The following is a 21218-nucleotide window of genomic DNA, read 5'->3' as shown; positions in this document are numbered from 1 at the left end:
GGATGGGATGGGGTAGTAGCATGTACTATAGCGTGGTGACATTCACGACATCGCCTCCATATACTCCACCCACGGGATTACCGAGTGTGGTCGCGGGAGTCGAGACATTTGCTGGAACAGCGGCTATCGTGTTCCTCGGTTATATTCTTGGCTCCCGCGAGAGAATCTGACTAAACTAAAAATCGATGTTCGGTTGGATCGGAGTGTTCATTGTAACCGCGCCTCAACTGTTATTAATATCGGAATGACAGATGACCTTCCTGTTTCCTCTCCTCCAGATCATCTTGACCCTTCTGAGGTCCATCGTCTAGATGAGAAACTCCAACGAGGTAATCACAGTCTCGCGAATGCAAACCGTGAGAAAATTATATCCTCACTCCTCCAAGCTATTCGATCCAACGGAACTCGGAGGACACTAACGCAGTTCCATGTCCACAATCTCCTTCGAGCAGTGTTATTGCGTGAAGCAGATCAGAGCAGAAAAAAATCCAATCCGACTGGTCTGGAGATCTCCCCGGAACAGGATCCTGGCCTTCCGCCTCGGCTCATACAGTACGGCGTAGGGCTCGCGTTACAGACTGACACCGAAACAACCGATTGTGAATCATTCGAGTATATTGCGGCACATCTACTTGAGCTTAAAAACTGGTACACCCGTCATAGGAGCACATCCTTCCCAATCGACTCACCAAAGGCCGAACCATACTTCGGATTGGCATTTCGCGAGCTCACTACGCTTCGCCACGCAGATGGCTTTCAGATGCTTGAGAAAGCGTACCGTGCGTACAAACCTTGGGAAACAGAGATGGAGGAACAGCTTGGTTTTTCAATTGAGGATGCAGTATATTTTACACGTGAACTAAATGACTCGATGAGTTCAAGATTAGAAGGAGAGGAATTGGAAGTCGCGAAGTGGTCTCCATCACTATTGGATTTCTCTCAGAAGGCGATTGATCTCACGGAAGACGTGGTTTGGGCGTCTGAAGAAACTCTTGTTGATTGGTGTGTTGACACACCACGCTTCCACAATTTTCTCGATAGATTGATGATCAAACAAGGAAGTGATTCCGGATTTCGGACAGCACTGGATATAAATCCTCTAGAACGAGCACCGTTTATTAAATCTGAAGATGAGTACCTACTTCCGTTACCCCGCACCCTTCTGTATGCACTCGCCAACACCTTCTATTACGATTTGATCGATTCGAAGTTTGAGGGTGAATTTCATTTGCGTTTCGGTGATTGGCTTGAACAGTGGACGGCCGATTGTCTCACAGACATCTTCTCCAAAGACGAAATTATCCAGAACTACACTTATGAGTATGAAGGTGAGAAGGTTGAGGGCGATCTCTTGATCCTTCACGATGCTGAACCTGTTGTCGTAGAGTGTAAGGCTAAGAAACTGCGTGCCGGAACACGGAAGGGACATCTCGGTGGCATGGACGTTATCGAAGAAGATACTAAGCGAGGAATTGGAAAAGCATACGATCAAGCTGATCGACTAGTGTCTGGTGTGCAATCTGGACAGATTAACCAGATCAATAAATCAGACGGATCACCGATCGATCTTAATCCGGCCTCTTTCAAGAATGCTTATCGGTGGATCGTTCTCGGAGAGTCGTATGGGGGGATTGCAACCCGTGACTTCGCAAAAATACTAGACATCAGTCCTGTACCATATGTCTGTGATATTTACGACCTACAAATTCTCACGGAGGTACTCGATACTCCAGAACGATTGGTAAACTACGTCCATCGCCGGAGTCGCCAGACAACAGTTCAAACCCGTCTCTTTGGGACCCAATATATGAACTCAGAAATATTCAGTTCTGATGAAATCGATTATTTGGCCGTTTACAAGCGTAACGGCTGGAATTTTCCACATGGTGCTAAACGAATAACTGGTGCCGGAGATCAACTTAGGGAAGACACAATCGATGCGATCATGGACAGCGAGAAATTTCGCTTCAAGTTCTAATGCCAGCTGACACGGAGCGCCGAGGCGTTCGAGGCGTGAATGAACGCGATTCACAGCCTCAGCCGAGGATTTGTTAGTTACTCTGCGATAATCAGATACTCGTACCCGAAGGATACGTATCCAAGCAACAAGCCGATAATATGTCCACTATGAAATTCCGGCGAAAATACTGCTTCCTTCAGCAGGAATGCTGGTGCCCCGATTATTAGACAAATTACTCCAATTTGTTCTATACTTTCTCGAGATATCTCTACTCCCGAGGTGTATCCACCTACCTTATGTCGCAACTTGAGTCCGGCATATGCCCAGAAAGCCAGAATACCACCGCTGGCCCCGGCAAATATCCAGAACTTGTGAATAAACGCGGTCATATTGGATAAGTAGGTACCCAAATACCCTAGAAAAAATACCGTATATATAATATCCTTTTTGTCGAAATACGGCTCAGCAATCCCACCAGCGACGAATAAAAACAGAATATTACTACTAATGTGGGTGAGAGTAGACATGTCATGTGATATCGGAGCAAAGAGGATCCCTGGAGATACTATATTCGGCGGCTTCTGTAGATAAAACCACCAGCGAGCAGTATTTGCACCTAATAAATGAGAGACGCTCAACTGGAGTCCGTACCATGCCAGAAAGAATACGATAATAGATAGAGTCAATCTTCTACGTTGGACCCATTCTCTTATATCATCCATATATCTGGGTTAGTTATTTGATACTAAGACTGTTATATTTGAGGTCCAATATTGTTTGCCAGTAAGTCATCTTTTTGATATCTATTTTGTGCATTTTTGATATTGCTTACTACTACAGGATCTACGTACAGGAAACCGGAGGTATCAGAACAGTCTGATTAGGACTGCGATACCACCTATACGTAGGCCTGTATGCTAACAGGTCTCGACATCGGAGACTTCATCATTGAGCCTACCTTGTTCTTCGCGGAGAGAATGTCACTCTTTGTTGAGTACACCGCCGTCCCGATATTCGTCGCTTCGGAGGGCTCGAAATCTGTGTTCGGTCTATTATCCGAACCTGTAGTCTTCGTCGCGTCGATCATCGTATTCGGCGTGTACCTCGTGTTTCGCGCTGAGGCAAATGCCAGCCGGAGTTCAATTGCCGATGTTTCTCCCGACCTCGACGACGACATAGAAGTCGTCGAGGCAGAGGGTCACGACCTCAGCCACGAGTCCATCACTATGAAGGCCGCAAACGGGGACGTGGTGACGTTCAACGCTGAGGAGTTCTCACCACGACGAGTCCGCGTCGGCGACGGCTACCGGTGGCTTGCGGACCACGATGGTGAGCCAGTGGAGATCGAGGCGGACGCACTCGGGTTCGACCCGGCGGACCGCGCACGTCAGGCCTACGTCGATGGCGAGATCGACGAGGACGAGCTCGAGCGTCGGCTTTGGCACGACATGGATCTGGAGGTCGACGATGTCGATGAGTGACTGTGATTATACTGGCTGCAATTCTCGGATGGGTTTTCACACGAATACCGCCAATGCTCTAGTCTGAATACTCTGAAAAACCTGAGCGTTTGAGAAGTAGCACCATACCGTCGCTTCTATCAGCCGAGCTTTATAAACAAATGCGGCATATTGGATACCGTGCACCCAGCAGCTCCGTTTGTGATCGCAGTCGTGGTAGTGCTGGTGGCTGTTCTAGTTCTGGGGGCGTTTCTTTGTCCACCGGAGATGCCCTACGGAGTACTCTACTGGTGGATTTGCGAGGTCTAGTAAGGCGAGCGAGCCTGTACCGTCGGCTCGAAAACCGGACCCGATTCCGGGTCGGACTCGACGGTTCCTGAAACGAAAGAGATCTTCTCACGTTCTCTCTCTGCAGCTGCCGGGCTCATCTCACCGAGGTAGTGGTTTCTAAACGTCTCCCAGTCCTCCCAGCCCCCCCAACTCATCACGACGGCAGGAAGCACACCGCAGTCCCACAGTAAGTGACCGCCCCAGGTGCGACGGAGATCGTGGACGTCGAGGAAGGTCCATCCCTCGTCACTTGTCGCAGCGTACCGGCGTTCTCCGGCGCGCTTTACCCAGCGGTAGATCGAGTTCGGCTCGACATCGACGATCGGTTCGTCGGGGTCGCGTTCGTACGAGAGTGTGCGGACGGAGCTGGCGAGTTCCTTCGGGATCGGCGTCTCGCGATACTTCCCGCGCTTCGCGTAGTCGTTCCACACGCGGAGAAACCCGTCCGGAGCGTGAGTGAAGTCGTTGCTGGTGACGCTGGCGATCTCTTCGCGACGGAGTCCGGCCTGCACGCCGAGCCGAAACGCGATCTCCTGCTCAGGGGATTTCGCCTCGTTGATGAGCGCTGCGACCTCGTCGTTCTCGTCGCTCTGGCTGAGCCAGACCCGCTTCCCGCCTCTTTCGGGATAGTCGTCGAGTCGCATAGTAGGCTTAACAAGCTAACGCTACTAAAAACCATGCAAGATGGGTGTTCGAGGGGCCGGTTTGAGCGTGAGATCGGACCTATCGGTAGCCGAATCACGGATTCGCGTACAGGCAGTTGATTATCTTGTTTCAGTAATCGCCAATTTGTCAATTTTTTTACTGCACGACAAGAGTCATACTTTTCCAGAAACTGGATAAAACACAGCAAGTAGAATTGCAATAATAACAGTTATACTGTATAATTCCCACCACCAAGTGTGCAGAACACGCGAGTGATTCTACTGGCGGTGGTTGTGGTGACGGCATTTGTCGGTGCCTCGGGAACCGCCGCTGGAACACAGCCGGTAGGAGCAGAGTTTGAACAATCAGAGGGTGAAAAACTGTCTGCCAATTTAGACGCTCAGGAGCCAACGCAGACATCAAGTGGTAAGACTTGTGACTTTCCGCTCAACGTAACCGATGCGACAGGGACGGAGATCACGCTTGATAAACGACCGGATCGGATCACGACAACGAATCCATCAGCCGCTCAGACACTCTGGGAAATAGGCGCGCAAGACCGGGTTGTCGGCGTGACCCAATTTGCTGGGTATCTGAACGGGACTGACAACAAAACGAATGTCTCAGCGCAGTTCGGCGTGAGTGTCGAAAAAGTTGTTGCGACTGATCCTGATCTCGTGTTGGCACCGAATGCGTCAGCTGGTCAGGTAGCAGATCTCCGCGCACAGAACCTGACAGTCTACCATTTTCCGGCAGCTACCGATATTGATGATATCGCTGTAAAAACGGAACGTACGGGTCGTCTTGTCGGCAACTGCGAGGCAGCAGCCGAGATAAACAACGAAATGAACGAAACCGTAGACAGCGCTGAGAATCAGACCGCTGATCTCGATCGTCCTGATGCACTATATCCACTTGGAGGAGGGTATGTCGCTGCTAACAAGACCTTCATCAACGAGATTATGCAGATTGGTGGGACCACCAACGTCGCTGCTTCAGAAGGAGATGGGTATCCACAGCTTTCCGATGAGGTCATCCTCCAAACAGACCCAGAGGTCGTACTCGTAACCGATCAAGAGGGCTCAATCCTTGATCAGGAACCCTACGCCAGTACGACCGCTGGGCGTGAGGGAAACTATGTAGTTATGAAAACGAACTACCTCAATCAGCCGGCGCCCCGAAGCGTGATTGAGTCGACAAAGACGCTTGCGACTGCTGTCGAAGATCTCCAAACAGAGAACAAAGAAGAGGATACCATCGATGGTAGTGATACGTGTGGATTCCCGCTCAATGTAACAGACGCGACAGGGACGGAGATCACGCTTGATGAACGGCCGGATCGGATCACGACAACCAATCCATCGGCCGCTCAGACACTCTGGGAAATAGGCGCGCAGGAGCGTGTTGTTGGCGTGACCCAATTTGCTGGATATCTAAACGGTACTGACAACAAAACGAGTGTTTCAGCAGAATTCGGTGTGAGCGTCGAAAAAGTTGTTGCGACTGATCCTGATCTCGTGTTGGCACCGAATGCATCAGCTGGGCAGGTCGCTGACCTCCGAGCACAGAACCTGACAGTGTATCACTTCCCAGCGGCAACTGATGTCGAGGACATTGCAGCGAAGACGGAACGCACAGGTCGGCTCGTCGGTAACTGCGGGGAGGCTACTGAGATAAACGAGGAAATGAACCAAACCGTAGACAACGTCGAGAATCAGACTGCTGATCTCGATCGTCCTGATGCATTATATCCGCTTGGCAGCGGTTTCGTTGCTGCTGACAAGACCTTTATTAATGAGATCATGAAGATTGGCGGTACCAACAACGTAGCCGCTACGGAAGGCGACGGATATCCGCAACTCTCGGATGAAGTCATCCTCCAAACTAATCCTGAATTGATGATTGTAACAGACTCAGAAGCGTCGATTCTTGAGCAGCAACCGTATGCCAGCACAAGCGCGGGAATGAACAATAATTACGTAGTATTAAATGTCAATTATCTCAATCAGCCTGCACCTCGTAGCGTCATCGAATCAACGGAAACACTCGCAAGCGGCGTTGAAGATCTTCAATCAGCGGATGAAACAGATGGTGGAAGTGAAACAGATGGATCTGATGGCTCAAGTAGTGACAGTGATGATGGAAATGACGAAGAAGAGGAGAAAGACAAAACGACTGTAGATGGGAATAAAACATCTGTAGCTGAGAATAAGACGGCTGTAGATGGGAATAAAACGGCCATGGACGGGAATGGGACGGACATGGACGAAAATAAAACAGACATGGACAGAAATCAAACGGTCATCGATACAGCTGCTGAAGAAAATACTACGTCAGTTGAATCCGACAACATATCAAACGAAGGGAACGATGAGGCTGTGGGATCCGATGATACTGTTGATGAAGGGGATGAGCAAGACGTTAAATCAGCCAATACAACTGAGGGGGAGACAGAGACAGAGGTTCCAGGATTCGGAATTGTCGTGACTGCATTGGCGATACTTGGATTCGTATGCGTGTCGCTACGGAAGTAGCGATCTAAAACGGGAATCAAGTTAGCCTACTGTACCGGCTCGACTCGAGCGGAACCGTCGTCGGTCTCCTCGAACGCGAGATGGCCTTCGATGATGTTGCCGTCGTCATCGACGAGTCCCATCTCACGGAGCGTCTCTTTCGGGACCGTCACCCGCCCACTACCGCTCCCGGTATCGCTAACCTTCCTGATCTCACACATCGGTTTATATTATTCGCGTAACTCACTTATAGGTTCTGAACAGACTGGTCACATTTTGCAGATCTACCAGAATACTGACGTTTAGACCACCAACGGCACGACTTAGGGTCGCACCATGCACCTGGTGTTTCACACTGGAGGTGACGCCGGCGCGTGAGCGGCGTCTCCGACGGTAACGACGACGCGGAGGATCGGCGGCGGAAGGGCTGGAAAACGGTTTTTCAGAGGGCTGACTCGTGAGCGACGGACCACGCAGTCTCGTCGTCAGCGATCGGTTCGCTGAGTATCTCCAGAGCTTCCGAGAGCGCTACCCGCGGGATGCAGATCTGGCGGAGAAGTACGGTCTATCCACCGGTAACGGATGCTTTCGCAGATCAATGACACAGACTCTCAGCGGCGGCTACGGAGGGACGGTATGAACATCAAGAAGACGGCATTTTCGACGCTGATCGCGGTCCTCGTGATCTCGTCGATGGTGGCGACACCGGCGATGGCGGCGGGCGGAATCGGCTGGTCCGGTGACTCGGCAGCGCCAAATCCTCAGATCTCCGCGGACGTGACGGTCGACGAGTGGAACGGCTCGGACTTTTCCGAGGCGCTGCAGTACTACGACGACTCGGGTGAGGCCGCACAGCTTCCGGCGTCGGTCAACGCCTCGAACGACAACCCGATCACGCTGACCGCGACGGACATCGCGTTCGAACAACGTGACGAGTTCCCGCGTAAAGACGACGAGACGGGCGAGAACTCGGCGTCGGCGCTCGACGCTAGTGAGTGGACGACGAGCGGCGCGACGGTCTCCTCGACGACCACGGCACCGAGCGTCAGTGCGCTCAACTACGCCGGCTCGGCGTCGAGCGATTCGGCGACGTACTCGAACTTCTCGGTGACGGACGGCGAGAAGGGGTACCTGACGATCGCGGCCGACATCAACAGCGCGTCGGGGACGCCGACGCTGCAGGTAACTGACGGTGACGGCGACTACGTCGAGGTCACGCTCTACGACAGCGGCGCGAGCGCGGTCGACGACACCGTTCTCGCGAACTCGACCGGCGAGGGCATGGTCCTCCAGGAGCAGGTCGGTGACCTCACCGTGCAGGGCGGCGGCGACGGCACCTTCGACAGCGCCGAGGAGATCACTATCTCCGGCGACGTCGACGCGGACATCTCTGTGCTCGACGCGGAGCGGACGCGAGAGCTGACCTTCGGTGAGCGGCTCGTCGAGAACGACGACGGCGAGCTCGAGACGGAGATGATCACCGAGCCGCATGGCGCGTACTCGGTCGCGAACATGGACGGGTTCGACGAGGTGATGTCGGACGCGACGATCTACGGGCTGACCGTCGACGCGATGTTCCAGGCGTCGGATCTGCAGGACGCCGAGAACGTGAATGCGGAGTTCTCGCAGGACAACGACTACCCGCAGTGGGACTCGGTCGGGAGCTTCGAGTACCGGATGAAGCTGCCGACGGCGTTCGACCTCTCGTACAGTAACACCGAGTTCGTCGACGAGCCGGATCTCCCCGGTGAGCGGTACAAGAGCGTCGAGATCGCCGAGGACGTTGGCGACACGGAATTCGCCGACATCGAGTCGTGGAGTGATGTGACCAGCTCGTTCGGTTCGAGCGAGGTCACGCTCGACTCGACGGTGAGCTCGGGAACCGTCTACGCGGTCTCGTACGATGTTGTTCTGACGAGTGGTGAGGTCTCGGCGATCCAGAGCGCGGCCGGCGGCGGTGCCGGTCCGATGGACACCGCTAACGGCGGTCTCTGGGACAAGATCATCTCGATCCCCGGTGGGATCATCGCTGCAGTGCTCGGCATCTTTGGGATCAACAAGTTCGGCGGGGGGTCGTAGGATGTCGTCTGCCTCCGACGAGCTCCCGAGCGGATCGAGCCCAGCTCCGTCGTCAGTACTGACGGGAACGATCGGGTTCCTCAGCGCTGGCGGCCAGCTCGGCACGTTGCTGCAGGGAGCGATCTTCGGGGTACTCGTGTCGGGCGTAACCGGGGGGATCAACATCATCCAGAGTGGCGTCGCACTCGTTGCTGCGCCGCTCGACGCGCTATCGAGCGTCGTCGATCAGGCGGTGGCGTCGCTGATCCTCGCACCGCTGGGGGTCATCGAGACGACCGCAGAAACGTCAGGGGAAGCGGCGTCTCAGGAGTTCGGCGTCTTCGCACTTTTGATCGGCGTCGGCCTCGTGCTCGGCTCGTACTGGGCCATCACGAAGTACCTAGAGCAGTCTGAGACGGGTGATACCATCCCGATCCCTGGTCTCGGAGACGCTCCCGAGTTCCTCCCCCTCGGAGTCACCGAGGAAAACGAAGATGAGAACTAGATAGCATGACCAGCACTTGCCGCTCCAACCGCACGCTAGCGCGGGTGATGAGCGGTGGCTGACGGCGATGACGACGGAGTGCTCTCCGAGGAGCAGACGGAATCGCTCCTCACCGGTTCTGAGAGCGTTCCGGGACTCAGCTTCCCGATCGCGTCGGGCATCGAAGTCGGGAGCGTCGGCAAGGCGATCGTCGGTTCGATCGCGTTCGCTTTTGCGCTCGCGTTGAACACGCTAGTCGACGCGGTTTCCACCGCCTACGCCGGCCTGATCGACGGCTTCCGCGGGTTTATCGCCGGTGGAAGACGGTATGTCAGCTTCCCGTTCGGTGGCGGCTACACGACTGAGACCGACGGACTGATCGATGTCACGATCGGCGCCGGGGTCGCAGCGATCGAAGGCGCGTGGTCGTTCTCTGTCGACCAGTTCGGCGTCTTCGCGATCTTCGTTGGCATCGGAACCGTCCTCGTGACGGCCTACGTCGCGACGAAGGGCGTCGACGTGGCCTCGGAGGTGCTCCAATGAGCACCAGCGACGACGGCGGGGGGATCAGCGGATGGGCCGATCTCTCGCTTCCGGCGACGCTCCAGGCGTTCATCAACAACCCGCAGAAGGTCATTCTCGGAGCGGTGCTGTCGGGGATGCTGGAGTGGGTGTTCGGTGTCGTTTCGATCGGGATCGATGTGATCCTGCTCGTGATCGCCGGCTCGGAGCCGGCGACGTTCGACGCGCCGGGCGAGCAGCTCGGAATCGCGGACATCCCGGTGAGCATCGCGAACAACCTCGGTGGCGTCGGTGGAACCGTCGGAACGGCGATCATCAGCGGCGTCGAGGCGTTCAACGCTCCACTGTTCGAGGCTGCGGCGTTTGCTGGGCCAGCGTCGCCGATTATCCTGGTCGTGATCATCATCGGCGAGACGGCGGCCGTGCTGTGGCTCCTCCAGCGAGCCGTGTACGTCGCGGCCGACCTGCTGCAGCTTGGAGGACTCACAGAATGAACATCAAGGAGACGGCAAAGAGTCCGTTCGCGAAGGTGAGCGGCGGGATCGCTGCGATCCTCACCGTGCTGAACCCGGAGATGTGGTTCGTCACGTTCGAGGCGCTGCTCGCCTCGGCCCCGCAGCTGTTCAGCGTCGCCTCGGTTGGCGCGCTGACGCTGCCACAGGTACTCCCGCCGCAGTCGACGACCGACTGGGTCGTCGTCGGCGCGGGTGTGCTGTTCCTCGCCTACTCGGTACGGACTGTAAGCCAGAAATTCGACGAGAGAGGACTATGAAACACGCAACTACAGACGGTACGGTGCTGTATCGAGCGGGAAACGGAGGTGATGACTGATGCCGGTCGCGACGATCGCGCTGGCGGTCGTGGCGATCGGGGCGATCGTCTATGTGGCCGGTGTCGAGCGGACGCAGGCTGCGGCGGCGAAGGCCGGCTCTGGCGCCAAGCGGGCGACGCAGTCGACGGCCGCGGCGGGCATCGCCGGCGCCGGGCTCGGGCTGCAATTCGGCGATCAGCTGCTCAACGCGATCCTCGCCGAGCCGGGGTTCGCGTTCGCCGCAGTAGCGGGGATCTTCGGCGGTCTCGGGACCGGTGGCTTCCTCGGTGGGATCAGCGCGCTGCAGTTCCTGCTGGTCGGTGTGATCGCGTTCCTCGTGATCTATGGCGTGTTCGGAGGGGGTGACGACTGATGATCGGTGAGCTGCCGATCTCGCCGAAGGGCTGGGGCGCCGCGATCGCTGGAGGACTCATGGGGGTAACCGTGTTCGGTCTCCAGCATATCGCCGGCTCTCCGGTGGACGGAGTCGTCGGAATCGCAGCGCTCGTCATGGCGAGCTTCGCGTTCATGGATGCCTACCTGATCGCGAGCGGAATGGATGACGAGCGAGGCAACGGGGTGATCGCATGAAACTCGACACCCGACGGAGGATCCGCAGTTGGCTCCTCGACATGCCGAACGCGACTCTGGCAGTCGCCGGCGTCGCCGCGGGAGGGGTCGTCGTCCTCGGTTTCGCGACCGAGACGTTCACTGTAGGCGCCGCCGGAGCGCTCGTGCTGCTCGGCGTCTTCTACGTTAACGGAGTGGCGCCCTACGACGTCTGCCCGGCGTGTCGATCCGACGTTTGTGCGCTCTGCGACCGCTACTGCGCGACCTGCGGGGCTCGACTCGACGAGCTCGAAGCGGCGCGACCGATGGATGAGCGCGTCGACGAGCGGAACCGACCGGTCGGGCTCGAAGAGATCGAACGAGAGGCATGGTCCGGTCGATCGCCCGCACTGGAGAAGATCGCTGACGGTGGCGAGTTCAACGAACCCGAAAACGAGGAGGTGAGTGCTTGATGGTGCTCGTGAAGAGCGGCGCCAAACTCGTTGGATTCCTGTTCGTCGCGACGATCCTCGGAGGGGTGCTCGCTGGCGTCGGTGACATCACGATGCCGTCGGTGATCAACGGAACGCCGCTCGGACCACAGAGTCAGAGCGCGCCGATCGCGTGGACCGTGGTCGCGGGAGTGGTGATCTACGGCTTCAGCGAGGTGGCTGGATGAGCCGCGGTGCCGCGGTCGCCGCGGTCTGCCTCGCCGTCCTTCTCGTCTCAACGATGGCGACGCCCGCTCTGGCGGCCGTGGCGCCAACCGAGCCCGGTCCGTCGACGCAGGTCAACGAGAGCGACGTATCGAGCGGACCGTTCACCATGGACGAGCTCCGACGCGGCGGCACGCAGCCGTCGGCGGCGCCGCCGAGCGTGCGCTACGTCGGCGAGCCGGAGGTTGACGGCGCGATAGCGGTGCGGTACCGGCCGGCCGACCCGCTGTCGAACGATCCGGTGTACCTCAAGGGCGGGCAGACGCTGAACACGGACCAGATCGAGCTGTACTCGACGGTGTTCGGCGAGAGCACTGGAGACTACGAGCTGGTCATCGTCTACTGGCAGTCTGAGACGCGGCAGACGGAGAATGGCTCCGTGACCGTCGCTGCGAATCAGGAGGTACAGCGGGCGACGGTCACCGTCGAGGACGGCTACGCGAACGCGCCAGTGGAGCTGAAAAGCCACTACGACACGAGCGTCGAGGCGACGGCATGGCTTGAGCGCGACGGCGACCCGGTCGACGGCGCCCGCTGGCGGTTCTCTCACGCGTCGGCACCGGCGTCTCAGCAGGTGCAGATCGAGACGCAAGCCGACGCGTGGTGGTACGCGCTCAGGACGGCGGTCCTGCCAGGACTCGCGTCGATCGTGGTCGGTCTCTCGGCCGCACGGGCGACGCTGAAGCGTGCCGGGAGAGGTCCGGGATACTCGCTGACGACGTGGGGCGTCTTCTCTGTGTTCGGCGGCGTCGGCGTGCTCGCGGGGCTCTATTACGAGGTGGCGACGGTGGTCTCGAACCTCGAAGTACTGATGGGGCTCTCGCTGCTGCCGATAGCATACGGCGGCGGACTGCGGATGTCGCCGCCAACCGAGAAGATCGCGTTCGAGCGGAAGGAGCTCACCGAGGCTCTGAGCCTTCGGCGCGGTGAGACGGAGAAAGAGAACGCGGACGTGGTTCCGGATGGTGGGAGTGAGACGCGGGAACCGACCGAGCCGATCGAGCTTGGAAACGACGGCTACTTCGACGAGCTCTACGAGCAGCTGGCGATCAAGACGACGGTCCGAGCGCCAGACGGTGGGCGGCTCCTCCCGAAAACGGGGATCCGTCCGTTCTTCGCGAGGCTGTTCGCGAAGGCCGCGCGTCTCGACCTCACGCAGCTTCGGACGCGAGTGAAGGTCGAAGGTGACGCCTCGCAGAAGGTGTACGTCGACCCGGACGAGGACGATGCCGTGACACACCGGCCGGCGCACCTACGTCGGCGGATGCCGGTTTGGCACCGGCTTCCGGAGCCCGACGAGGGCGAGAACCTGTCGCCGATCACGCGCGGGCTCTACGGACTGCTGACGGTCGCGACGCTGGCAGCGCCGCTGATCGGGTGGCAGGTAGGAGCGGCGACGCTGAACACGCCCGTGGTCGGCGCCGGTATCGGCTTCGTGATCCTCGCGGTGGAGGGGTACGAAGCGGTCGACGGCTCAATCGACTTCGAGCCAGCGCCGCGCCACGACGTGACGGCGGACGCCTCGCTGACGGTCATGCAGAGCGAGCACGCCGACGCGAAGATGCTCGAAGACTACGAGGAGGTCGCGTGGTCCGAGCGGATCCGGACGGCGATGGAAGCCCGCGAGATAGACTCGCGGCGGGACCGGTCGATGATCGTCGACTTCCTCGAATCCGAGATCGGCGTCGACCTCGACGCGCTCGGACTCGAGGACAACGCCGCGACGGACATCGAGAACGACGAGACCGGGGACAGCGAGTTCGCGTTCGACGAGACCGACCCGGCGACGCGCCGGGCGGAGGGTGACGATGACTGACGCCAGCGCGGGTGTCGAGGAGATCGGCGCCGAGGAGACGCGAACGACGCGGCCGGCGCTCGACGTGCTCGACCGCGACCAGGATCGACTGCTATATGAAGGCGACCCGCGTCGGGAGCCGCCGATCCAGCCGCTGAGCGACGGGTTCGACGACGTGTTTCTAGCGCTCTCGTGGTTCCAGGCGGCGGGTGTCCGGACGCTCGGTCACGTTGAGCGCGTGATCGAGCCGCCGGACATGATGCCGATGTCGGGGATGCTGGAGCACCTACTCACCGTCGACGACGGGCGGCAGTCGGTGTACGTTCGGCGGCGGCTCGTCGAGGAGCTCGACGACGCGTGCGATCTCGCGTACCGGCAGTTCCGCGAGCGCGCCGGCGAGCGAGTGGAGGACGCTGAAGGCGAGACGTGGAGCGACGTCGACCCCGAGGAAGAGTCGAACCCGCTGATGCGGCCGGCGTTCCGGCAGCTCGACCAGGCGCAGGCGGCGGCGCTGAAAGGCCTCTGGCGCGGCTTCGAGGACCGAGAGGCGCTCGGCCGGTGGGTGCGGAGCCTGTCGGCGCCGACGAACGGCGAGAAGCCGGAGGGGATGCTCGCAGACATCGTCGGCTCGCCGCCGCTCTTGGAGGCGCTGCTCGACCAGCGCGAGACGGAGGCGAAGGTGACGCGGTATCGGTTCGCCGTGGCGGTCGTGATGCCGTCGTTCCTGACGGCTGCGCGGACGCTAAACGGCGGAGAGCGAACGGACAGCAGCGGAGCGACACACGGAGCGTTCAACTCATGAGCAAGTCATTATCGAGTCGGGAGAAGAGTCGCCGGAAGGAGGAGGAGGTGCTGCAGCGCCTCCACGAGGACTTCGATCCGTGGGAGAAGTCACGGCAGGCGCGGTATCACGCGGGAGAGAAGTCGTGGAGCCGTCTTTCGAACATCCACAACGACGGCGAGAAGATTTACCAGTTCTTCGAGGATAACGACGGGAACAGCCTCAAACCGTTCTGGAAGAAGCTCGAAAGCCTCACCCGGACGGCTCGGGTGTCCGGCTCAGAGAATGCGCATCCGGTGTATCGGTATCCGAGCGCGTACCTCGACGCGATTATCCACCTCGACGACGCGGAGAAGTGGGCGCTCGAAGAGCAACGCCTCGACGACGACATCATCGCGGAGCAGCCGCGACCGCGTCGGAAGGTGCTGGAGTGGCTGGCTCGCCCGGAGAACGAGGAGATCCTCATGGCGATGGGCGACGGCGGAACGGACCTGTGGGCGCACTCCGAGCCGGGCGAGGGGAAAACTTCGTTCGCGAACGTGATCGGCGGGGTCCGGATGCCCGAGATCAACAACGAGACGCTGCTGTGGATGCTCACGCTCGACGAGCTCGAGTGTCTTCCGCTGGCGCCGTTCATGACGGTCGCGGTGCCGGAGGGTGTCGAGTACGAGGTCCACGCAAAGCCGCGGAATCCGACGCTGCCGACGGTGGAGATAGAGCTGACCGACGTGTTCCGCGACACGATCGAGTACACCGACCCGCGGGATCTGATGACGAAGATCGTCCCCGGCGGGCTCTACGCTGTGCTTCCGGACCCGATGTTCCGTGGCTGCGAGCAGCTGACGCGAGCGACGTACACACCGGCACATCTCGCCGGCGAGCCGGCGGAGGTGACGCCGCTTCGGGACGTGAACTTCGCGTTCCTCGAAACGCGGGCGAAGGACGACGAGTTTCTGCACCCGACGACGCTGGTCAACGACGAGTTCAGCGACTTGGTCCCCCTAAATCCGGAGGCAGACGAGAACGACACGAATCGGAAGGTGAAGGGCTGGCCGGTGGCGCAGGGGAAGGCTCGGAAGAAGAACCTCTCGATGATCAACCTCTCGCACTCGATCGCCCGGTGCGACGAGGGGCCACGGGAGAAGAACCGGTGGTTCGTGACGATGCCGAACACGCCGCCGCCGGCGAATTCGCTGTCCGGGATCGGGAACGTCCCGATCAACATGTCGTACATCAATAAGTTCGCTGACCGGAAGGGACGGGCGGTGATCTGGCGGAACGACAACTTTGCGCCGGTTCAGTGGCCGAATCCGTACCGTCGCTACCGGTTCCGCGGCGAGATCTCGGTGAGCTACCCGCGCCGAGAGGAGGCGCTCGATGCCCTATAGCGCCACCCGATGCCGCGAAGATCGCCGCCGACAGCGGCTCAAGCGGCTATTTCCCAAATCGACGAATATGGTACTCCGCGAGATCGGTCGCGTTCAGTTCTCTCGCTCCCGGCGGGAGAGGAGCCCATACGCGCGCGTATATACCGAACCGAACGGGGGAGGCCCTAATCATGACTGACGAGAACACGAATACTCACAGCGACGACGACGATCGAGAGGAATCGGACGCCGACCTCACACAGCGTCTCAAGGAGTACGCGATCGCGATGTGCGCGTGGCTCCGGGCGCAGGTATCGCAGTCGGCCGAGGAGATCGCGCCGCAGCTGCGAGGCGCCGTCGCTGGCGTGTCGATCCCGCGGCGAGCGCTCAAGCCGCTGGCGGTCGCTGGCGTGCTGCTCGTCGGTGCGATCGCGCTCGGACCGGCGGCGCCGTTCGACGACGGTGACACGAACATCGAGACCGAAGAACCGGTCGAAGGCGAGACGTACGAACCGGTCGTAGAAGAGACGGAAGAGTCGGCAGTAAACACGCCGGACCTTAGCGGAACGACGCTCAACGCGCTACCGAGTAGCTACCTCGGCACCGCTGAGGGTAATGCGCCAGATCCACCGCAGGAGATACGGGCGTCAGCGGGCTCGCAGACGATGAACGTCGAGACCACGGTCGTCGACGGCGAGCCAGCGATCGTACTCGAGGACGACCGAACGCACGACGGCCGATGGGTCTCGATCGAGACGGCGTGGTTCGAAGAGCACATCGGCGAGACGCCCGACGCGGCGTACGTCAAACACGAGGACGGTACTGAGTACGCTGCACCGCTGCAGGTGCGTGATGGGAGTGCTGCGTTCTACGTCAACGGGTTCTCGACGAATACGGTGACGTTCGGCAGCGATGTCGTGCTCTCTGGTGATCAGGCCGGCGACGGCAGCCAGTTCCAGTACGAGCTCGCGAACACTTCCGGAGTCTCCGATTACTCGATCAATGTGACGGGCGTGGAGAACACCGCACCGGCGTCGACGAGCGTCTCCGCGACGAATGGCGACACGCTCCCGATCGACATCGGCGGAACGACAGCTCCGCGAGACGAGACGGTCACACTCACGGGGGTCCGTGAGACGTCATCGAAATCGCTCTCCCGGTCAGCAACATCCGGTTTTTCGACTGAGATCGACGTCGGCGGCACGCAGGACGCGGATAATGCGGAAGTGACGATCACTGGAGAGGAGACGACGACGCCCGACTCCGTGACAGAAACGGGCGCGTCGCCGTCGGCATCGATCCCTATCGACGTCGGTGGATCGACGGACACGAGAGACGGCACAATCTCCATCAGCAACCCGACACGGACGACTAACGAATGGTATGACTCCTTGGAGTCCGGAATCCGGCTTAATGAAGGTGAGACTAAATCATACGATCTCGACGTCTCGGATTTTAATAGGATATCGACCGTCAGAACAGAGGGGCAGACAAACGAGAATGACAATTTAAACTCGGTCGGGGTGGAGATTCGTGTCGACGGCACCAGTTTCGGTGAACGGTATTACGACGGCGATTATACGACAAACACGCATGACGGTGCTGTGATAGACGTCTCAGACAAATCCACCGTCACAGTCACCGCCGAGGTAACCGACGGCGGCGGGGATAATACCGATTTCATTTGGCGATCTCCCCCTGATTATAACACATTGATTGAGCTCGAATCGCCCGACCCCGGAACCGTGAGTTACACGGCGGGCTCCGACTCGGGATCGATCACTCCGGGATCGTCGGACACGCTAACCCTGTCACCCGGAACGGACTCGATCGACATATCTCACAACGGAGGATCGGTCGACGTCGATGCCTCGTGGACCGAGGTAACCGCGACAGAGGATCCGAGTTTGACGGTCGACGGCCAAACCGTCTCGCACTCGGGGATTCTCGACGGAACAAAGACCGAGACGATCAGTCTCTCCCCCGGAACACAATCGGTTGATACATCGGTTGGATCCCACGAGGCTGATGTCTCAATTGAGTGGACAGAGGTGACACAAACCGAGGATCCAAGCGTGACCGTCGCAGGTCAAACTGTCTCTCACTCGGGGACACTCGGCGACGGCGAGACGGTCACGGAGTCGGTCGATCTCTCGACCGGCTCACAGTCGGGCGATATATCAGTTAATGGCCCTGTCGATGTTGCCGCGTCGTGGACGGAAGTCACCGAGACGCGCGATCCCGTCGTGGAAGTCAACGGTGAGACGGCTGGACACGCTGGCACGCTGTCAGCCGGTGAGACGGTGTCGCTCCAAGCGAGCCCGTTGTGGCTCAAAGAAGGAACCAACCGAGTCAACATCTCGACGAACTCGCCAACGAATGGACCGGCGTCGCTGGTTGGGTTCGAGTACTCGCACGCCGCTGAGACGACGACCTCGGCGAGGATCGAGGAGACCACGTGGAGCCAGACCACGACCGTCTCGAAGACGTGGGCTGGAGACAGAGCGAACGCGACGGCGACGATTCCGATGAACGATCGCGTCGTCGACGTTCGGAACATCGAGGTCCGGTACAACGGTACCACGTGGGAACCGGTCGCAGAGAGCGACTACGTCCTCAACGGGACGGACCTGACCGTGCAGCTCGGCGACGTGGCCGAAGGTTCGACCACCGAAGTGCGAGCGACCGGTTCGAAGATTCGCGTCGAGGACGGGTCGATCAACGTGCTCGATCCGACGACGTCTTCGGACACGCTGAACACGCGGCTCCAGGTCGCCGATGCCGGACCAAACTTCGCGCTCTCGGTCGACGAGACGGTGTTCTCGAACCGCGTCCACTACGCAGAGAACGCGACGTGGGGCGAAACCACGGGAAGCACGACGATCACCGCTGAGGGCGAACAGACACTCACGCTGCCGAACGCGACCGTGGGCGCGGAAGCGACCGTGAGGACGTGGCCGATCGAAGTCGCGGTCGCGCAAGACCAGATGACCGTCAGCCAGCTGGCAGGCAACCGCGACGAACCGGGACTCGCCGTGGAGGGCAACGGGCTCGCCGAGGTCGAGTACACGTTCGTCGACGCAAAGAGCGCGACGCCGTACATCCTCTGGTCGGAGACGAACGAGATCGTCCGCGACGAGGGACTCGCGTCGTCGCCAATCACGCTCGTCGACGACAACTCCGAGGAGACGCTGATCTTCCAAGTCGACGACGGGAGCGCGTCCGGCTCCGGTTCGGGGGCGGACGCTGGCGCCGGCGGCGGCGGAATCATGGATCCGGCCAGTGGCGGCAGCGTGCTCGGCCAGCTACAGGGATTCGTCCCGGACGGCCGGACGCTTCTGCTCGGCATCGTGCTGATCGGTGCCGTTGCTGTCGTGGGCCGTCGCACGGGCGTCATCACCGAGGAGCGCACCGAGGCGGCGACGAGTGTTGCGAGTTCAACTGCAGGGACGGTCGGCGGGATCGTTGAGCGCATCCTCGCGAACGAGATCGTCTTCGGCCTGCTGATCCTCGCCGGTACGGGCTGGGTGCTCACGTCGGGCGTCCTTCCGGAGCAGACGACGCTGATAGTCGCGCTCGGAGCCGTGCCGGTGGCGCTGTTCCTTGTGCTCCAGCAGTTCGACGCGTTCGACTTCCGGATTTGGGTCGGGTCGACAGCGCTCGTGGGCGTGCTCGGGATTCAGGCGCTCGCGCCGCAGCTCGGCGAGACGATCGCCGAAGAGGCGGGCTTGATCATCGTGGTCGGCGTGATCGCGCTCGGCTGGCGAGCGGTGTCGGCGTGGCGAGCTGAAGCGAATACGCCGGACGAAGTGAACCGCATCGAGATCTCCGGCGACGACGGGGCGACTGATGTTCGGGTTCCTCGGGAGTCACCTCGGTCAGTCAGCGTTCGTCGGGGTTGCCGCGCTCGTCGTGCTGCTCCGATTCCGCCGCTACAAGGCCGTCGGGGCAGCTGCGGTCGGCGTCTTCTCGTCAGCTGCGACGATCGGCGTCGCCGTCGTCGTCGTGCTGTTCGGCCTCGTCGCCCTCGGCTACTGGGAGCCGCCCATTGGCCAGATCGTTGGCGACGCTCTCGGCGCCGGGCGCGCGCTCTACGACACGTTCGGCGAGTGGCTGTTCGAAAAGCTCGTAGGATGGCTCGACAGCGTGGCCGCATAGCTCCGCTCTTAGAACTCAGATAGTTAGCTATCGCGGCTGGTTTCATCTATATTCTCGGCTATACAATTCAATAAATATAGCCAGTACAACAGGCCAACTCCGGGGGGATACGCACTCTCGTTGATAAGGCGCCTAACCCGTCTTGTCACAGTATCAGCGTGAGCAAGAACCGTCTCAATACCATCCACAGTAACATCTTCTGGAATGACCTGTTCGACGACTATGCCCGTTTCTTCGCTAGACGAAACCTTCCAGTCAGGGACACCGTCTACAACCCCAATCAAGAAACAATCAGGTTTACCCAGTAATTCGAGGCGTCTTAGAGTGCCGATATAATGGATGTCGATTGGATGATCGGCAACTAACTTCCGCTCTTCAGAGAGTTCGGACTCAATTTGACCATCGATACCATCTGCGCTAACTTTATCCAAGTCCCACGACCCGCCGAAGGAGAGTCCAAGGTTTAGACCTTCAATTATGACATCACGGCTTCGAATCGGGAAGACCGCCTTCCCGTCTCGGCCGATAATCATGCCTGCCGATGCGGCGATGTACGGCAGTTTCGTTGACTCGGAGCCGGTGAGTGGTCGAAGTGAGTCATCGGGACGGAACACTTCTGAATGGAAGAGCTCGCGAGCGCTACGACTGTTAAATAAGTCATAGTCCGGGGTGAGGTTTGTCGCATAATTATTGAAGAACGTAGTCGTGCCATAAGCAAAATCGGTGCCGTCGAGGGAATGCGGACGTAATTTCATTTGATTAAAATTACCTTCGTCGACAAAATCCTCGTGGAGAGTGTCTATGACCGGTTCATATAGACGCTGTACGCGCTCGGGCAGTGGGTAGAACTGCTCCGTGTCGACAGTCGCTTCCAGCTCAGAGACCGGCACTGGTTTCTCTGGGATCGATTCGACAATTCCGGGAACCGTATCTAGGGGAGTGGCCTCGTCCCACCCACCAATATCAGTCATAGCTATGAAATCATCAGTACAGCCTCGTTCCTCGTAGAAAGAGACGACAGACTCTGGACGATCGATACGGTCTTTCGCCGGTGGTCGGAGTTCAGACA

The 21218-nt window shown here is 59.1% G+C and carries 20 protein-coding genes; 16 read left to right on the top strand and 4 right to left on the bottom strand.

Annotated elements, in window-relative coordinates; all coding sequences use genetic code 11:
* The first annotated feature begins 451 nt into the window (after nt 1–451).
* Entirely contained in the window at nt 452–1978 is a 1527-nt protein-coding gene (locus DJ73_RS19590; protein WP_141212889.1) for a hypothetical protein, read from the top strand.
* Nucleotides 1979–2055: 77 nt separating this feature from the next.
* Here DJ73_RS19590 and DJ73_RS19585 read toward each other — a convergent pair whose 3' ends face one another.
* Nucleotides 2056–2682: a rhomboid family intramembrane serine protease gene (locus DJ73_RS19585; protein ID WP_141212888.1), complete on the bottom strand. Its 627-nt coding sequence runs from the start codon at nt 2680–2682 to the stop codon at nt 2056–2058.
* A gap of 192 nt (nt 2683–2874) precedes the next feature.
* On the opposite strand from DJ73_RS19585, the gene DJ73_RS02225 reads away from it, so the two are divergent.
* Complete coding sequence (locus DJ73_RS02225) at nt 2875–3441, top strand: hypothetical protein (protein ID WP_094557189.1); 567 nt, start codon at nt 2875–2877, stop codon at nt 3439–3441.
* Between the two features lie 284 nt (nt 3442–3725).
* On the opposite strand, the gene DJ73_RS02220 is transcribed toward DJ73_RS02225, so the two are convergent.
* On the bottom strand, nt 3726–4394 hold the full coding sequence (locus DJ73_RS02220) for a site-specific integrase (protein ID WP_094557188.1): 669 nt from the start codon (nt 4392–4394) through the stop codon (nt 3726–3728).
* Between the two features lie 258 nt (nt 4395–4652).
* Here DJ73_RS02220 and DJ73_RS21210 point away from each other — a divergent pair, with 258 nt between their 5' ends.
* Complete coding sequence (locus DJ73_RS21210) at nt 4653–6929, top strand: PGF-CTERM-anchored ABC transporter substrate-binding protein (protein WP_094557187.1); 2277 nt, start codon at nt 4653–4655, stop codon at nt 6927–6929.
* 26 nt (nt 6930–6955) lie between these two features.
* Here DJ73_RS21210 and DJ73_RS20070 read toward each other — a convergent pair whose 3' ends face one another.
* A complete protein-coding gene (locus DJ73_RS20070) occupies nt 6956–7129 on the bottom strand; it encodes a hypothetical protein (RefSeq protein WP_176451058.1) in 174 nt (57 codons plus the stop codon).
* Between the two features lie 415 nt (nt 7130–7544).
* On the opposite strand from DJ73_RS20070, the gene DJ73_RS02210 reads away from it, so the two are divergent.
* From DJ73_RS02210 to DJ73_RS20065, 13 genes are all read left to right on the top strand, one after another.
* Nucleotides 7545–8987: a hypothetical protein gene (locus tag DJ73_RS02210; protein ID WP_094557186.1), complete on the top strand. Its 1443-nt coding sequence runs from the start codon at nt 7545–7547 to the stop codon at nt 8985–8987.
* 1 nt (nt 8988) lies between these two features.
* A complete protein-coding gene (locus DJ73_RS02205; RefSeq protein ID WP_094557185.1) occupies nt 8989–9471 on the top strand; it encodes a hypothetical protein in 483 nt (160 codons plus the stop codon).
* A gap of 54 nt (nt 9472–9525) precedes the next feature.
* On the top strand, nt 9526–9993 hold the full coding sequence (locus DJ73_RS02200; protein ID WP_094557184.1) for a hypothetical protein: 468 nt from the start codon (nt 9526–9528) through the stop codon (nt 9991–9993).
* A complete protein-coding gene (locus tag DJ73_RS02195; protein ID WP_254921569.1) occupies nt 9990–10466 on the top strand; it encodes a hypothetical protein in 477 nt (158 codons plus the stop codon). Before DJ73_RS02200 ends, DJ73_RS02195 begins: the two co-directional genes overlap by 4 nt.
* Nucleotides 10463–10744: a hypothetical protein gene (locus DJ73_RS02190; RefSeq protein WP_094557183.1), complete on the top strand. Its 282-nt coding sequence runs from the start codon at nt 10463–10465 to the stop codon at nt 10742–10744. Before DJ73_RS02195 ends, DJ73_RS02190 begins: the two co-directional genes overlap by 4 nt.
* Nucleotides 10745–10802: 58 nt before the next feature.
* Complete coding sequence (locus tag DJ73_RS02185; RefSeq protein WP_094557182.1) at nt 10803–11156, top strand: hypothetical protein; 354 nt, start codon at nt 10803–10805, stop codon at nt 11154–11156.
* Nucleotides 11156–11374: a hypothetical protein gene (locus DJ73_RS02180; RefSeq protein WP_094557181.1), complete on the top strand. Its 219-nt coding sequence runs from the start codon at nt 11156–11158 to the stop codon at nt 11372–11374. Before DJ73_RS02185 ends, DJ73_RS02180 begins: the two co-directional genes overlap by 1 nt.
* Nucleotides 11371–11805, top strand: coding sequence for a hypothetical protein (locus DJ73_RS02175; protein ID WP_094557180.1), 435 nt, complete (start codon nt 11371–11373; stop codon nt 11803–11805). The genes DJ73_RS02180 and DJ73_RS02175 overlap by 4 nt, the downstream gene beginning before the upstream one ends.
* Nucleotides 11805–12011 (top strand): hypothetical protein, encoded by a 207-nt coding sequence (locus DJ73_RS02170; protein WP_094557179.1) that lies wholly within the window; start codon nt 11805–11807, stop codon nt 12009–12011. The genes DJ73_RS02175 and DJ73_RS02170 overlap by 1 nt, the downstream gene beginning before the upstream one ends.
* Nucleotides 12008–13864 (top strand): hypothetical protein, encoded by a 1857-nt coding sequence (locus DJ73_RS02165; protein WP_094557178.1) that lies wholly within the window; start codon nt 12008–12010, stop codon nt 13862–13864. Before DJ73_RS02170 ends, DJ73_RS02165 begins: the two co-directional genes overlap by 4 nt.
* Nucleotides 13857–14645, top strand: a complete 789-nt coding sequence (locus DJ73_RS02160; protein WP_094557192.1) for a hypothetical protein — start codon at nt 13857–13859, stop codon at nt 14643–14645. The genes DJ73_RS02165 and DJ73_RS02160 overlap by 8 nt, the downstream gene beginning before the upstream one ends.
* Nucleotides 14642–16012, top strand: coding sequence for a hypothetical protein (locus DJ73_RS02155; protein ID WP_094557177.1), 1371 nt, complete (start codon nt 14642–14644; stop codon nt 16010–16012). Before DJ73_RS02160 ends, DJ73_RS02155 begins: the two co-directional genes overlap by 4 nt.
* A 170-nt stretch (nt 16013–16182) precedes the next feature.
* Nucleotides 16183–20172 carry a hypothetical protein gene (locus tag DJ73_RS20065; RefSeq protein WP_176451057.1) on the top strand — a complete coding sequence of 1330 codons (3990 nt, stop codon included), beginning with the start codon at nt 16183–16185 and terminating at the stop codon, nt 20170–20172.
* On the opposite strand, the gene DJ73_RS19570 is transcribed toward DJ73_RS20065, so the two are convergent.
* On the bottom strand, nt 20173–21120 hold the full coding sequence (locus tag DJ73_RS19570; protein WP_217900415.1) for a hypothetical protein: 948 nt from the start codon (nt 21118–21120) through the stop codon (nt 20173–20175). It abuts the gene before it with no gap.
* Between the last annotated feature and the right edge of the window lie 98 nt (nt 21121–21218).

Source organism: Halorubrum sp. Ea1 (genome assembly GCF_002252965.1).
Classification (GTDB): domain Archaea; phylum Halobacteriota; class Halobacteria; order Halobacteriales; family Haloferacaceae; genus Halorubrum.
The sequence above is the reverse complement of the archived record's forward strand: the minus strand, read 5'-3'. Positions and strand labels throughout refer to the sequence as shown.